This is a genomic window from Spirosoma endophyticum (assembly GCF_900112365.1).
Classification (GTDB): Bacteria; Bacteroidota; Bacteroidia; order Cytophagales; family Spirosomataceae; genus Spirosoma; species Spirosoma endophyticum.
Window position 1 is genome coordinate 66,641 of the sequence record NZ_FOLQ01000005.1, and the last position, 14,773, is coordinate 81,413.

12 protein-coding genes are annotated in these 14,773 nt (G+C 49.7%); 4 read left to right on the forward strand and 8 right to left on the reverse strand.

Features of this window, described 5'->3' with window-relative positions; all coding sequences use genetic code 11:
• Positions 1–123 precede the first annotated feature (123 nt).
• Positions 124–1,536 carry an OmpA family protein gene (locus BM202_RS14915; RefSeq protein ID WP_093827415.1) on the forward strand — a complete coding sequence of 471 codons (1,413 nt, stop codon included), beginning with the start codon at positions 124–126 and terminating at the stop codon, positions 1,534–1,536.
• 97 nt (positions 1,537–1,633) lie between these two features.
• Here BM202_RS14915 and BM202_RS14920 read toward each other — a convergent pair whose 3' ends face one another.
• The 7 genes from BM202_RS14920 to accC form a co-directional block, all read right to left on the reverse strand.
• Complete coding sequence (locus BM202_RS14920) at positions 1,634–2,215, reverse strand: hypothetical protein (protein WP_093827417.1); 582 nt, start codon at positions 2,213–2,215, stop codon at positions 1,634–1,636.
• 132 nt (positions 2,216–2,347) lie between these two features.
• Positions 2,348–5,473: an efflux RND transporter permease subunit gene (locus tag BM202_RS14925; protein ID WP_093827419.1), complete on the reverse strand. Its 3,126-nt coding sequence runs from the start codon at positions 5,471–5,473 to the stop codon at positions 2,348–2,350.
• 74 nt (positions 5,474–5,547) lie between these two features.
• Positions 5,548–6,639, reverse strand: coding sequence for an efflux RND transporter periplasmic adaptor subunit (locus BM202_RS14930; RefSeq protein WP_093827421.1), 1,092 nt, complete (start codon positions 6,637–6,639; stop codon positions 5,548–5,550).
• Positions 6,640–6,645: 6 nt separating this feature from the next.
• A complete protein-coding gene (locus BM202_RS14935; protein WP_093827423.1) occupies positions 6,646–7,902 on the reverse strand; it encodes a TolC family protein in 1,257 nt (418 codons plus the stop codon).
• A 120-nt stretch (positions 7,903–8,022) separates the two neighbouring features.
• Entirely contained in the window at positions 8,023–9,096 is a 1,074-nt protein-coding gene (locus tag BM202_RS14940) for a winged helix DNA-binding domain-containing protein (protein ID WP_093827425.1), read from the reverse strand.
• A gap of 33 nt (positions 9,097–9,129) precedes the next feature.
• Positions 9,130–9,372, reverse strand: coding sequence for a DUF2442 domain-containing protein (locus BM202_RS14945; RefSeq protein WP_093827427.1), 243 nt, complete (start codon positions 9,370–9,372; stop codon positions 9,130–9,132).
• Positions 9,373–9,446: 74 nt separating this feature from the next.
• Positions 9,447–10,943, reverse strand: coding sequence for an acetyl-CoA carboxylase biotin carboxylase subunit (gene accC / locus BM202_RS14950; RefSeq protein WP_093828063.1), 1,497 nt, complete (start codon positions 10,941–10,943; stop codon positions 9,447–9,449).
• Between the two features lie 222 nt (positions 10,944–11,165).
• On the opposite strand from accC, the gene BM202_RS14955 reads away from it, so the two are divergent.
• Positions 11,166–12,470: an aminotransferase class I/II-fold pyridoxal phosphate-dependent enzyme gene (locus BM202_RS14955; protein WP_093827429.1), complete on the forward strand. Its 1,305-nt coding sequence runs from the start codon at positions 11,166–11,168 to the stop codon at positions 12,468–12,470.
• A gap of 145 nt (positions 12,471–12,615) precedes the next feature.
• Positions 12,616–12,801 (forward strand): histone H1, encoded by a 186-nt coding sequence (locus tag BM202_RS14960; protein ID WP_093827431.1) that lies wholly within the window; start codon positions 12,616–12,618, stop codon positions 12,799–12,801.
• A gap of 89 nt (positions 12,802–12,890) precedes the next feature.
• Here BM202_RS14960 and BM202_RS14965 read toward each other — a convergent pair whose 3' ends face one another.
• Complete coding sequence (locus tag BM202_RS14965; protein WP_093828065.1) at positions 12,891–13,301, reverse strand: MaoC family dehydratase; 411 nt, start codon at positions 13,299–13,301, stop codon at positions 12,891–12,893.
• A 184-nt stretch (positions 13,302–13,485) separates the two neighbouring features.
• Between BM202_RS14965 and BM202_RS14970 the strand changes: the two genes are divergently transcribed.
• On the forward strand, positions 13,486–14,742 hold the full coding sequence (locus BM202_RS14970) for an acyltransferase family protein (RefSeq protein WP_093827433.1): 1,257 nt from the start codon (positions 13,486–13,488) through the stop codon (positions 14,740–14,742).
• The last annotated feature ends 31 nt before the right edge of the window (positions 14,743–14,773 follow it).

Consider the following 14,773-nt stretch of genomic DNA (forward strand, 5'->3'; position numbering starts at 1 on the left):
CAAAACTCGTTCATGGTGCTTTTGCGAAAGCGCGGTTCCATTATTTTTGCCGAATAACCGTTTCTCCGAGACAATGTTGCCTGACACATCCGTATTTTTGACGCGACCCACTACCATGCATTAATGAACCAAACGCTATACGCATATCTAGTAAACAAAGCGCCTGCGGGCATACTAAAGCATCTGACAGGACTAACCATTTTATGCATTATTCATTGGTCAACAGGCATTTGCAATGTACGCGCCCAAACGGTTCAATTGCCCAAAAAACAGTCGGCTTCGTCCATGCTGAACGTAGCCATTCGCCTTATTGATGCTGAAACGGATACCATTGTTTCGAATGCGAAGTTGTCAGTTATTGACGAAAGTAGTGGGCAACCTGTACCCGTCGCGCCCGATAGTTTAGGGTTTAAGTTGTCGGGTATGCGCGGTTCAAGTTATATTGTTCGGGCATCGGCTCCGGATTATTTTGAGGCAAAGACCCGAATTTTTAACCTGTCGCTCTCCCAACGACTGATCATAAAATTGATGCGCACGAGACCCAGCGTGCTGATCATTAAAGCATTTGCCGTGAAGATTGACCAGCCGCTATCGCCGGCAACGGCCGTCATCACATCGCGTATTACAGGAAAATCCGAACGGTTTCAGCTACAAAAAGGACGATTACAGCGAACCTTCACGAAGCCTGACAATCTGGATATTGAAGTGAGTGCGCCGGGCTATAATTCCGCTCATCGGCAATTGACTATTGACGTAGCACTTACGGGTAAGCGCTATGAATTCGACGCAGAATTAGATAAAACAGCGGTTGATCTGACCATTCGTGCGGTAGATAGCCAGACAAATCAGGCCGTTGTGGGTGGACGCTTTATACTGTCCGGTCCAGTTGGCATGGCGCCTATTGTGCTGTCTCCCAGTCCTGAAGTTGGGTTATTTGGCGCAACGTTACCCGCAAGAGGAGCCTATCAGTTGCGAAGTAATGCTAAAGGGTATGAAGATGTTACATTCCTGGTCGTTACGAATAAAGCACAAAATGAAGTGCTGGTCAAACTAACGCCTATTCCACCAACGCCTGAACCCGCTGAGCCTAAGCCGGACATTGTTGTTGGTGAACTAAAATCGAATCTCACCGCAAAGGAGACGAGTACAGCCTCTGTTTCTGCCATCTCAACAAAAATTTTTGGCGTAATAGAGAAAGGTAAAAGCATTCAACTAAACAAAATTTATTTTGATCAGAGCAGCCCGGTACTACGTCCCCAATCCTACACCGAGCTCGATCAACTCTATGATGTACTAACGCAATACCCAATGCTACGTATAGAGATTCGCGGCCATACCGATAATCAGGGTGATCTCGACCTGAATATCCAGCTCTCGCGCGACCGCTGCCAGGCTGTTATCGACTATTTGGCTACAAAAGGCATCCGACGAACGCGCCTGACGGCTATTGGGCGCGGCCCCCTCGATCCGGTTGCCCCGAACAACAATGAAGAGAATCGCAGGAAAAACCGGCGGGTAGAATTTGTGTTGTTATAAGATTGCGTTTAGCGCAGTTGTGGCGAATGGATATAGTTGAAGCTGCCTGGCCTTTGTATCGCTCAGATAAATGTCAAACAGCTTCAGACTGCCTTTGTTACAGATGGGCGATTGGTTGAAGTATTAGAAAAGGAAAACGTATGACAGTTGAATAATAGGTCCAGGCACTACCCGACGTTTGCTCTAAATACCCGTATAGCTGTTGGGTAGGTGGCACGTTCTTAAAGGTTATTGAAAGCGTCTGTTTGCCATTCAATGTTCTGGTTCCTCCGCCGACGATGCCACTGCCGGCATAGCCAGCAAGATTGAAGTTGACAGGTGCTAAACTTTCAACCGAAAACACCATAACGTAATTCGATATGGACGTTATTCCATAGGCACTCGGTTCGAAATGCATTTGAATAACTGGATTACGTTGTGGCGAGTTTTGCCTGTTAAAACTGGCATAAGGCGTCGTAGCATCCACCTGGACTATGTCTGGTTTGATAAATGTGAGGTTTGTACGTCCTTTGCCGACCGTTTTAGCTGGACTGAGCACATCAATATTGAAAAAAGTAGTGCCGGGTAAACCAATGCCAACCCCTGGCAAAGCCAATACCTCCAGCAATTTAGCTGGAGATACGTCTGCTTCAAACTCAGCAAAATTGACTCTGTTCTTTTCGAATTTTGTGGCTTTCATAAACTTAAAAGTTAGTGATTTGTAATGGCTGATTTGCCACCAACGCAAAGTTTATGTCATTCCCAAACGTTTGCCGTCAGACATTTAGTAAACGGCAAACTACATTGATTTTGAGGCAAATTGGCCTACTAATTACAGATCAGCTACGGCCAGCGCCCGCATCTTTTTCGGCGTTTTCTGGCGATAAAACAGCCGGTAGATAATAGGGAAAATCAGGAGCGTCAGTACCGTTGCGGTAATCAATCCACCGATAACGACGATGGCTAGTGGCTTTTGCGTTTCAGAACCGATGCCTGTCGAAACAGCAGCTGGAAGCAGTCCAATGGCGGCCATCAATGCGGTCATGACGACTGGCCGAATACGCGATTGCACCCCATCCCGAATGGCGTCGTCAAGCGGCATTTTGTCCTGCCGGTTTTTGTTGAAGACCGAGATTAGAATCACCCCATTCTGCACACAAATTCCGAACAAGGCAATGAAGCCCACGCCCGCCGATATGCCGAAGTTCATGCCCGTTACGTGCAGGGCCAGAATCCCGCCAATGAGTGCAAATGGTACGTTGAGCAACACCAGACCCGCATCTTTCGCGTTGCCGAACGTAATGAACAGGATCACGAAAATAGCCGCGATGCTGATCGGCACCACTTGCCCAAGTCGACCTGTCGCCCGAACCTGGTTCTCAAATTCGCCCACCCACTCAACTGAATACCCTTTGGCCGGACTGAGCTTTTCGCGAACGCGTTGCTGTGCTTCGGCGATGGTGCTACCCAGGTCGCGGCCACGTACGGAAAACTTAACACCAATAAAGCGCTTGTTCAGATCGCGGTAAATGAAAGCCGGACCCGTAATTTGCCTGATGGTCGCAATCTCCTTCAACGGAATTTTGCCCCCACTCATCGTTGGGACCATCAGGCGCATAATGTCCTCTTCGCTTTTGCGGTATTCAGGCTGGAAACGGACGCGGATATCGAATTTGCGTTCGCCTTTATATAAAATCGAGGCTGTTTTGCCACCGATTGCCATCTCGATAACCGCCTGTGCATCGGCCGTTGAAACGCCGTAAAGGGCCATTTTGTGGTCATGAAACATGACGCTCATTTCCGGCTGTCCCACGTTGCGGATGATACCTAAATCTTTGATACCCTCAACGTTCTTGACGGCCTCCAGTGCCTGATTGGCGTATTTCTCCAGCTCATATACATCCGGCCCGAAAATCTTGATGCCGTTGCTGGCTTTATAACCGGCCACCGCTTCTGCTACGTTGTCGATGATGGGCTGCGAGTAATTGTACAGCACCCCGGCGTAATTTTTTAGCCTGGCATCCATTTCGTCGGTTAGCTGCTCGGTGCTTATCTTTCTGGTCCATTCATCTTTGGGCTTCAAATCGACCTGGAACTGGCAGAAATAGAAGCCGTTGGGATCGGTGCCGTCGTTGGAACGGCCCACCTGTGAGAGGACTTGTTTCACTTCGGGGAATGTCTTTAAATCCTGTCGGATAGTTTTGGCCATATCCACGCTTTCGGGTAACGACATGCTCATGGGTAGTTCGGCCGTCACCCACAAAGCGCCTTCGTTAAGCTGGGGCAAGAATTCGGTACCAAGCATGGTTGAGGAAAAGAAAGTAGCACCCATGAAACAAATCGACGCGATCAGGCTAATCCGACGGTTCCGGTAACACCAGCCGAATCCCGCCATAACGATTCGATTGAAGAAGTTGACGATGGGATTATTTTTCTCCCGTACGTTCTTTTTCAGCAACATCGAACACAGCACCGGCACCAGCGTCAGGGTGAACAGCAACGCGCCCATCAAGGCAAAGCCCAGCGTCCAGGCGAGTGGCGAAAACATTTTGCCCTCGACTTTCTGAAACGAGAAAATGGGCAGTAAAGCCGTGATAATGATGAGCTTGGAAAAGAAAACGGCTTTGCCCAGATCACCGCCCGTTTTGCGGATCAGGCCCAGCTTGGCCATTCGGTTGAACTTGTCCATCCCGTTTTTATACGCCAGATGATCCAGTGACACGAATATTCCCTCGACCATAACGACCGCGCCGTCGATAATAATGCCGAAATCGACCGCACCCATTGAGAGTAGATTCGCCGACATGCCTCGTAGGCGTAGACACATAAACGCGAACAACAGCGCCAGCGGAATAATGATGGAGACGATTAATGTAGTACGCCAGTCGGCCATGAACAGGAACACGATGACCGTTACCAGCACAATGCCTTCGGTGAGGTTGTGCAGTACTGTTTTGGTGCAGAACTCGATGAGGTTGTCGCGGTCGTAGAACGTCACCATCTTCACGTCTGACGGTAAAACGCGGGTGTTCAGTTCATCAATTTTGTCTTTGACGAGCGTCAGAATTTCGCTGGGATTTTCGCCTTTTCGCATCACGATGATGCCTTCCACTACGTCGTCGTTTTTGTCCAGACCTACCTGTCCCACGCGGGGCAGGTTCGATTCGGCCACTTCCGCTACGTTCTTGACCAGCACCGGATTGCCGCCAGCTTCCTCGATAAGAATGTTCTCGATGTCCTGAATGGATGTTAACAAGCCAACGCCCCGTACGACGTAAGCCTGCCCATTCCGCTCAATCACGTCGCCACCCACGTTGATGTTACTGCGCGTAACCGCCTGATACACTTCGAGGGGCGTAATATCGTACTTGGTTAGTTGCGTAGGGTTGACGCGCAATTCGTACATCTTGTCGCGACCACCGAAGGCCACAATATCCGCAACGCCCGGCACGCTGCGTAGCTGCCGGTCAACGACCCAATTTTGCAAGGTTAACAGTTCGCGGCTATCGCGGTTCTTGCTTTCGAGCGTGTACCGGAAAATCTCACCCGTTGGGCCATAGGGCGGTTGAATTTCGGGGCTGACACCCTCCGGAAGTGATACGTTACGGAGTAGATTGTTGACCTGCTGGCGGGCGAAAAAGTCCTCGACGCCATCGTCGAAAATGATTTTCATAACCGACAGACCGAACATCGTCGTCGAACGCACATTGCTTTTCCGCTGAACGGAATTCATCGCGACCTCAATCGGTACGGTAACGAATCGTTCGACTTCTTCCGCCGACCGACCATTCCATTCGGTCACGACAATGATTTGCGTATTCGTTACGTCAGGAAAGGCTTCAAGGGGCGTATTCAGGTAGCTGAACACCCCGGCTATGACCAACCCAGCCGTCATAAAAAAAATAAAGAATCGGTTCTTGAGCGAAAACCCAACGATGTTGCGAATGAATTTAGACATAATGGCAGAGGGCATGGGGCAAGAAGCGGGGAATAAGATGGAGTTTTTCCATGCCCCGCGCTCCCTGCTCCTGACTAATTATTGAGTGCGTTGTAGACCATCAGTTGATTTTTGGAAATGACTTTTTCGCCGGGCTTAACACCCTGACGGACGTATGATACGTCTCCGAGGGATTTTAGTACGTCGACCTCGCGGGTTTCGATGTCCGAGCGGTTCCGAAACACCATGACGTAGTGCTTCGAGCGGTCGAAAATGACGGAGCCAGAGGGTACGGTGGCCAGTTGTCCACCGTCTTCATAGCGTAACGTAACGGTCGCGTGCATTTCCGGGCGGAGTTTCAGTCCTTTGTTATTGAGCTTGATCCGCAGGGTCATGGCTTTCGTATTTGGGTCAAGGACGGTATAAATTTTGTCGACCTTTCCGGTGAACAGTTCGTCAGGATAACTCAGCGTCTGGACGGTCGCGTCCATACCCGGACGTACCCGCCGGATGTCGCTTTCGTTAACGTTTGCCAGCACCCAAACCTCGCTGATCTGCCCGATGGTGAACAGATTATCGGCGTTATCGGAACGGAGTTGCATGTCGCGGTTAACGTTTTTTTCGATCACATAGCCGTCAATGGGCGCTTTCACCGTGTACATCGACGATTTGCCGAGACCGTAAATTCGAAAGACTTCTTTCACGCGGGTGGCTTCAGCCTGAGCCTTCTCGACTTCCTTCTGAGCGCCCACCACTTCGCGTTGTGAGGTAAGTTTCGTCTCGAACAAGTCCTGGGCTACGCGCAGATTTTTTTCGGCGACTAAGAGATCCGATTGAGCCTGAATGGCTTGGCGCTCCAGATCGGCGACTTCCCCCGACCGGATGGACGCCAGTGTTTGCCCCTTGTGAACGTAATCGCCCAGTTCAACATCGACGCCCTCGACATTGCCGCCGACGAGCGGAAACACCTTAATAACGCGGTTTTCGTCGGCCACCACTTTGCCAACCAGTGTCAGTTCACTACGTATGGGCCTGGTTTCAACGCTATCAATTCGAATCCGGCGCATCATTGTATCGGAGAGCATGAATGCCTTCGCTTCTTCATGCGTCGGTTTGGGAGCGCATGAGATGAGTAAACTCAGGCCGCACAACACCAGCGTGCCACTGCTTATGATATTGATTTTCATAGTTTGTTACTTAAACAGGTCATCGCCAATGAGGTAATTTAATTCTTCGTAGGCACTCACCCGATCAGCTTTCAGGCGATTAAGCTGACTGATGCTGTCGTTGTAGGCTTCGATCAGGTCGACAAATTCGAGTAGGCTGATGTTGCCTTTCTGAAAGCTCGTGACTACGCCCCGGTTCAGCTGATCAAATTGTTCGGTAAACTGTTGCTCAACGCCTTGCACCCGCTGTTCCACCTCCCGAACTTTTTGCAGAGAGGTCGATACTTCGTTGTTCACCTGAACCACCTTCTGTCGCTGCAACTGGTTCTGGTAATTTATCTGGCTGCGGGCCGCCCGAATGGCACCCTGATTACGGTTGAACACCGGAATGTCGGTGGAGACAGACAGACCAACGTAGTTTTGGATGTAGCTCCCATTCTGATCATACGTACCGCCAACGCGTACGTCCGGCACGGCCAGTGATCGCTGTAGATTATAATTAAGTTCAGCCTGTTTTGCGAGCGATTCGCTGGCTTTCAGGTCGGGTCGATTCCGTAATGCCATCTGCCGGAGCGTATCTTCAGGTTGCGTTGGTAGCCGGTAACGAGCCAGCGTCTCCCCAGCGACCAGCGGCTTAACGGGCTGATCAACAGACAATAGCGTACGTAGCGCCCGCTGATCGTCGGCCAGTTGGAACAGGATGGCTGTGCGGTCATTGTTGAGTTGAAAGAGCAGCGCTTTCAATCGGAGCAGCTCACGCAACGATACGTTGTTTCGACTATACTGAACTTCATAAGCAGCCACGGTCGTCTGGAGCGTAGCGAGTTGCTGATTGAAGCGGGCAAGTGTTTGGTGCTGGAAGTGAATGGAATAAAAGCGCGTACGCACGTCGAAGCGTAATTCCCGAAGTAAATCCAGCAGTTCGAATTGAGTCAATTGAGCCGCTTCCGAGGCCAGCGCAATACGTTTGTTGCGTTTCCCGGCCGTATACAGCAACTGCTGAATGGAGACGATCTTTTGGCCTTGTCCACCAACGTCGAGTACACGCTTCGCTTGCCCGTTATATGTACTTAGTTCTAACGTAACAATTGGGTTATCGTACAAGCTGGCTTGCAGCATCTGCGCCTGACTGGCATCGATCCGAAATCGCTCGGCCAGTAGCAGTAGATTATTTTTAACAAACAGGCTATCAGCCTGACGAAGCGTTATCTGTAAAGAATCCTGGGCCTGTGTAGGCCGGGCAAAAAATAAGGAAATGAAAACGAAAAAAATCAGCAGCCGCATGGATGGTATCAAAGTACGGCGGCAAAGGTCACTTCTGAGTATTACAGGAGGCTTAGAGGATTATTAGAGCGCCCTTATAAAAACATTAGAAAAATATTAGAGACAGGGCGATTCAAGAAGCTAACGGTCAACAACAGCAACGGGTAAATTCATAAACCTTGAAAAATGATTGATTGAGTCGGTCAATGCACTTTGTTCCAACTCATTCAGTTTTTTAAAAAGACTCAATTCCAGATCAATGTTTTTGGCGTTAACAACCCGGTGCCAGGTGCCAACAATCTGACCATCAACAATAATAGTTTGGTCAAAGACGAAATTTGAAGCTGGGCTGGCCAACGCCCTGAATTTCAGAACCGCGCTTCTGTTTTTATAGCCCATAATGTACTCATCATAAATCGGCAGCAGGCGCGTAAGGGGGACATCCGCATTGACTACGTTAGCTGGCGGGAAATGATACATTTCATTGTTTATGACTTCCTGTAAAAAAAGGGATTTAACCAGGTCCAGCCCCTTTTTTGCATCAGAAATAGGAAGCCCTGACCAGGTAGAAAAATCGTTCACGGTGGCGGGTCCGCGACTGGAGAAATACCTCTTCGTTAACTCAGCTAACGCGTCATCCCTATGGAGTGCTTTTGCTGGGGGTACGCGTTCATCGAGTAAGGCATAGGTGAATTGTTTTCCCTGCCGCGCACCACTACAAATGATCCCGTCGAGTTCGGCTTCCATCATCAGACAGCTTAACCGTATGCCATCGGCTATAATACCTTGCTTAGTCAACTCTGTGTTTAACTGCGTGCGTGTCAGTTGTTTTCCACCTTCAAGCGCTTTGACTAACGTATCATGGCTGCGTCTGAAAATGTCCGCGTTTAGCTCCATTTTACGGTACATAAAGGCATTGACCGCTTTCACGCGAGGGGCTGTTAACTGGAGCAGCCAACGAATATCGGCCGGGGTTACAAAGTGCCAGGTTGGACGTAGCAGATGGGTCCGCAGTATTTTCCCATCCGTAAATTCCTGCTCAATATCGGCATCGGTTAAATGCGGCATTCGCAACCCGATGGCCCATTTCGACAAACCATATTCCTGCGCCTGCACCGCCCCAAGCCAGGCCACCATGTCTGCGGGTTTCGTAAAACTGCTTTCCCGAATATGCTGATTGATGAGCCGGTGGGTAGCAATGTCAGATAAGGTCATTCAGTAGCTCATCTTTAATGAAGTCTATTGATCTTAAGCGCTTAAGAAGCCTGCTACCAACAAATCTTCGTCAAGAGATTCCCAATGAATGCCTTGACCCAGCCCGATGAATCGCCAATTGTTAAGATCTTCCTCTGATGCGTCCCGTAAGCGGGGGTACCAATCAATAGGTACACCAATTTCCCGACCCTCTGTTAAACGAACGTATAATTTACTGTCTGCAAACCAAACGTCGGTGGCGAAAACAGTTTCCGGTTTTTTAGTTAAAGTACTCATGCCAGGCTTGCAGCAATGTTGCTAATTATGTATACTAACAAACTGCCGTTAACATACATTACCATATTGGACTATCACCCCAGCCGGTTAGCCTTCCACTTACTTTTCTGCGTCGTTACCGTAGCACTCCCATTACTTTTTGGCTTAGTATTTTCCAACAAATAAGCTGCTAACACAGCCGCTAACTCGGTTTCTGTTACGTCGGGTGTTGGCGTTAGTTTATCGGGCGTGAAGTATTTGCTGACAAAACCCGTGTCGAAGTGGCCAGACCGGAAAGCGTCGTGCTCCATAACGAACCGGCAGAAAGGCAGCGTCGTTTGTACACCCGAAATCTGGTATTCATCGATGGCGCGAATCATTTTCTGGATGGCTTCCTCGCGCGTGTCGCCATACGTAATGAGCTTGGCAATCATGGGATCGTAATAGATAGGGATGGCCATGCCCTGCTCGAACCCGTCGTCTACCCGAACACCATTGCCCTGTGGCCGGACATACGTATCGAGCGTACCCACATCGGGCAGGAAGTTGTTGGCCGGGTCTTCGGCGTAGACCCGCACTTCTACCGCGTGGCCTTTAATCTGCAAATCTTCCTGCTTAATCGTCAGCGGTTTGCCTTCGGCGATGTAAATCATCTGCTTCACCAGATCTACACCCGTAATCTGCTCGGTAACAGGGTGTTCAACCTGGAGCCGGGTGTTCATTTCCAGAAAGTAAAAGTCGAGGGCATCGTTAACAATGAATTCAACGGTGCCCGCTCCGTAGTAGCCACAAGCTCGTGCTACGTCGACGGCAGCCCGACCCATGGCGTCGCGGATTTCGGGGGTTAAAATGGCCGACGGCGCTTCTTCGACCACTTTTTGGTGCCGACGCTGCACCGAACATTCGCGCTCGAACAGGTGAATGATGTTGCCATGCTGATCGCCCAGCACCTGAATCTCGACGTGCCGGGGCGACGTAACATACTTCTCAATAAACACCGACCCGTCGCCAAACGCCGACTGCGCTTCACTCACCGCGCGGTCCATCTGTTCGTCGAATTCGACCTCGTTTTCGACCACCCGCATACCTTTTCCCCCGCCACCCGCGCTGGCCTTAATCAGAATCGGGTAGCCAATTTGAGACGAAATAATTTTGGCCTCGGCTCTGTCCGTAATGGCCGAGGGCGTTCCCGGCACCATCGGAATATTGTAATGAGCAACGGCCGCTTTAGCCGCCAGTTTACTACCCATGACCTCGATGCTTTCTGGCGAAGGGCCAATAAAAATCAAGCCAGCTTCGCGTACCAGTCGGGCGAAGTTGGCATTTTCGGACAGGAATCCATAACCGGGGTGAATGGCATCGACGTTCAATCGGTTGCAGACATCGATAATCACATCGGCACGAAGATACGACTCCGACGAGGGCGCCGGCCCGACGCACACCGATTCGTCGGCGTAGCGGACATGGAGCGCATTACGGTCGGCTTCTGAGTAGATGGCTACCGTCTGAATACCCATTTCGCGGGCCGTCCGCATGATTCGCAAGGCGATTTCACCCCGGTTGGCAACGAGTAATTTATGAATTTTTGGCATTGTAATACAGGTCGGAAAGGCGTGATAGGAATTGGCAATAAACCCCGCCAAATTAGCCTATTGGCTCAATAGAATGCTATGATTTACCAAAATAAAGCATTTGCTACAAAACGATTCGCTAATTGAAATTTTAAGGATGAATTTGCGCTACCAAAAGTTAACCGTATTTTTGCACTTACTCTGCAAAAAAGAAGGGTTCCCCCTGATAAACAAGATCAAAAAGTGGATTTATTCGAGAAACTGCGTAATAACCTGGGACCTATCGGTTCACCAGCTCGGGAGTTCAACGGTCACCATTATTTCGCGTTCCCCAAGCTTGAAGGCGAATTAGGGCCTCACATGCGTTTCCGGGGCAAGGAAGTATTGAACTGGAGTTTGAACAATTACCTCGGTCTGGCTAACCACCCCGAAGTGCGTCAGGTGGATGCCGAAGCATCGGCGCAGTGGGGTCTTGCCTATCCAATGGGCGCCCGGATGATGTCCGGTAACAGCGACCTCCACGAGCAGTTTGAAAAAGAACTGGCTGAATTCGTTGGCAAAGAAGATTCCTTTCTGCTGAACTATGGCTATCAGGGTGTTATGTCAGCCATCGAAGCCGTCGTTGATTACCGCGATGTAATTGTGTATGACGCTGAATGTCATGCCTGCCTCATCGATGGTATCCGGTTGCACAAAGCCAAAATGGGCGAATACTATAAATTCAACCACAACGACATGGCCAGCCTGGAGAAAAACCTCCAGCGGGCAACCAAAAAAGCCGCCGAAAAAGGAGGCAGTATTCTCGTCATTACGGAAGGCGTATTTGGTATGTCGGGGAAAGTTGGTAGCCTGGATAAAATTGTTGCGCTGAAAGAGAAATATGAGTTCCGGTTGTTGGTCGATGATGCTCACGGTTTCGGTACAATGGGCGCCACGGGTGCTGGTGTTGGCGAAATGTTAGGTTGCCAGGACGGCATTGACCTCTATTTCTCAACGTTTGCCAAGTCAATGGCCGCCATTGGTGCGTTCATTGCCGCCGACCACGATATCATTATGTACCTCAAGTACAATATGCGGTCGCAGACCTATGCCAAAGCGTTGCCAATGCCTTACGTAGTGGGTGGCCTGAAACGGCTGGACATGATCCGCAATTCGTCGGAGTTCCGGGACAAACTGTGGACAAACGTGCGGGCGTTGCAAAGTGGCCTGAAGGAACGCGGGTTTAATATTGGTGATACGCAGTCTCCGGTAACGCCCGTGCTGTTGCAGAATGTACAGGGGGGTATTCCCGAAATAACGGGATTGATCCGCGACCTGCGCGAAAACAAAGGGATTTTCTGCTCGATTGTTGTTTACCCGGTTGTGCCGAAAGAGATCGTGATGCTACGTATCATTCCGACAGCCGCGCATACCCTTGAAGACGTACAATTTACACTCGAAGCATTTTCGTCGGTAGCGGAGAAATTGAAGAATGGCGATTATCGGCCAAATAAGGCTGAAATCGACCCTCACGCCCTCGAAGTATCGGCGGAATCAGCCGCTGAATAGGGTTTTTGCCAAAAAATTGGATTTTTTGATCATTTTTTTGGCTTAGCTATTGCGCTGTATGAGAGAATGACTAAATTTCAGGCGAAAACCGCGTTTTTAGCGGAATTTGGGCATTTTCATACACTTAAACCCATACAATATCGCTATGGCACGCTTCGATGAAGTAAAGAATTTGGTTCTATCCCTGGAAGGTGATTTCGAGAAATTTTACGAAAAAAATAACCAGGCTGCCGGAACCCGCGTTCGTAAAGGAATGCAGGATTTGAAAACGCTGGCTCAGGAAATCCGTTCGGAAGTTCAGAACGCCAAAAACAGCCCTGAGAAAGCGTAATCAACGGACCTCAGGTCGAAAAAAAAGAACACCCCTGTCAGACAAGATCTGGCAGGGGTGTTCTTTTGTAGAGACCGGTCCGCCGGTCTCTACAAAATCTTCTCCTTATGCATCAACGTAGCAATGCCTTTTGTGGTGACTTTTCCCGTTTTAACATCCCGGATTTCGCCCAAAATTTGAGCGGTATGTTTTGCCGGATCAATTGACTGCACTGTGAACGTCGCTTCATAGTCGGTGTCGACAAACATGGGCCGCAAAAACTCTAGCGTTTGTCCCAGATACACTGAGCCGTAACCCGGAAACTCCGTTCCCAGCACCTTTGTGAATATACTGGCACCCAGCATTCCATGAATAATCGGGCGTTTGAAAGGCGTCTGAGCAGCAAAGTCCGCATCGAGGTGTAGTGGGTTGTTGTCGCCCGTAACACGGGCAAAGTCAATTACGTCGGCCTGCGAGAAGCGAAATACGTAACGGTGAACAGCGTTAAGTCCAAATTCCATAGGAAAATGAATGATGACCGGGTCGCCGGTGCGATTATAGATGATGAATGATATGCCACATAAGCGGCCCCGAATGTACAATGAATACTGATGATTCTGGAATAGTTCGTAACCTCGGATTGCGGGTTCGTAAGCCTGGCCATCACTCATCATTCATCATTCATCATTACCTTCGTGATTACTTATGCTTAACGAATTGTTTTCACTCAATACGGTATTGACTAAGCGCGTATTTGGGTTAGATGTCATGCGGGCGGTTGCTATACTTATTGTGGTAGATGCCCATGCGACTATTGCCTTGAAGGACTATTACAGCGGTGCGTTCTGGCATCATCTTTTGCCCGATGGTGTTGAGCTGTTTTTTGTGTTGAGTGGCTTTCTCATCGGGGGCATCCTAATACGGTCGTATGAAAAAAAAGGCCGCTTCGATCGCGATTTACTCCTGAATTTCTGGACACGTCGCTGGTTCCGCACGTTGCCCAACTATTACCTTGTGCTGATCGGGCTGATTGCCTTTGCTCTGGTTCGGGCGTGGCGTAGTGGGTTGCAGCATACATTGCCCGAGAACGGCGTCCTGTTCAAATACTTCTTTTTCCTACAGAATTTTGCCAGCGACGTTCCTGCTTTTTTCGGGGAAACCTGGAGTCTGGCCATTGAAGAATGGTCGTATCTGACGTTACCACTGGTGTTGTGGACCATGCACAGTTTGCTATCAGGGCGGTTCTCGCGGCAACGTATCGTGTTGTTAACGATCCTGTTCGTGATCATTGGCACGAATGTATACCGCCTTATTTCAGCTATCCAGATTCCGATCTTGGAGGGAGAATTAGGCTACCGGGGCATTGTTGTTGCCCGATTAGATGCCATTTCCTACGGCGTTCTGGCTGCCTATGCCAAGCATTATTTCCCGACTTCCTGGACGAATGATTCACTACGTCGTCGACTCTTCGTCGTCGGCTTACTGGTAACGGTGATCACGGCATTATCAGCGTCTATTTTTATTCTGAAGTACTACGTTCAAGCCGGAATTTTACCGGCCTATATTTTTTATAAGCGCACGTTCTATTTCCCGGTTATTGGGTTAAGTATGGCGTTGCTTGTTCCGTATATGGATGGCTGGCGAACGGCTACCGGAGGGTGGGCTAGGTTTGGCATTGCCCGTGCCATCACGCACATCAGCCTGATTTCGTACTCCATGTATTTGCTTAACCTGACGCCCATCATGATGAACGTCGTTGAGCGCATCCCAACGAGCTCCTTTACGGTTGCCTGGCTCAAGGTCGGCTTGTTTTGGGGATTGGTCCTTGTTTTATCTACACTGCTTTTCAAATACTTCGAGAAACCCGTTACCGAACTTCGCGAACGTCTATCCGCGAAAGAACCGACCCAGTTGGTGAACGAGCCCGGAGCCCGGAGCCCGGAGCCTGGAACAGGGTGCTAACTCTTAACTCCTAGCTCCGCGCTCCCTGCCC

Coding starts and splice junctions, on each gene's coding strand:
- BM202_RS14915 (WP_093827415.1), top strand. CDS start 124: ATGAACCAAACGCTATACGCATATCTAGTAAACAAAGCGCCTGCGGGC.
- BM202_RS14920 (WP_093827417.1), bottom strand. CDS start 2,215: ATGAAAGCCACAAAATTCGAAAAGAACAGAGTCAATTTTGCTGAGTTT.
- BM202_RS14925 (WP_093827419.1), bottom strand. CDS start 5,473: ATGTCTAAATTCATTCGCAACATCGTTGGGTTTTCGCTCAAGAACCGA.
- BM202_RS14930 (WP_093827421.1), bottom strand. CDS start 6,639: ATGAAAATCAATATCATAAGCAGTGGCACGCTGGTGTTGTGCGGCCTG.
- BM202_RS14935 (WP_093827423.1), bottom strand. CDS start 7,902: ATGCGGCTGCTGATTTTTTTCGTTTTCATTTCCTTATTTTTTGCCCGG.
- BM202_RS14940 (WP_093827425.1), bottom strand. CDS start 9,096: ATGACCTTATCTGACATTGCTACCCACCGGCTCATCAATCAGCATATT.
- BM202_RS14945 (WP_093827427.1), bottom strand. CDS start 9,372: ATGAGTACTTTAACTAAAAAACCGGAAACTGTTTTCGCCACCGACGTT.
- accC (WP_093828063.1), bottom strand. CDS start 10,943: ATGCCAAAAATTCATAAATTACTCGTTGCCAACCGGGGTGAAATCGCC.
- BM202_RS14960 (WP_093827431.1), top strand. CDS start 12,616: ATGGCACGCTTCGATGAAGTAAAGAATTTGGTTCTATCCCTGGAAGGT.
- BM202_RS14965 (WP_093828065.1), bottom strand. CDS start 13,301: ATGGAATTTGGACTTAACGCTGTTCACCGTTACGTATTTCGCTTCTCG.
- BM202_RS14970 (WP_093827433.1), top strand. CDS start 13,486: ATGCTTAACGAATTGTTTTCACTCAATACGGTATTGACTAAGCGCGTA.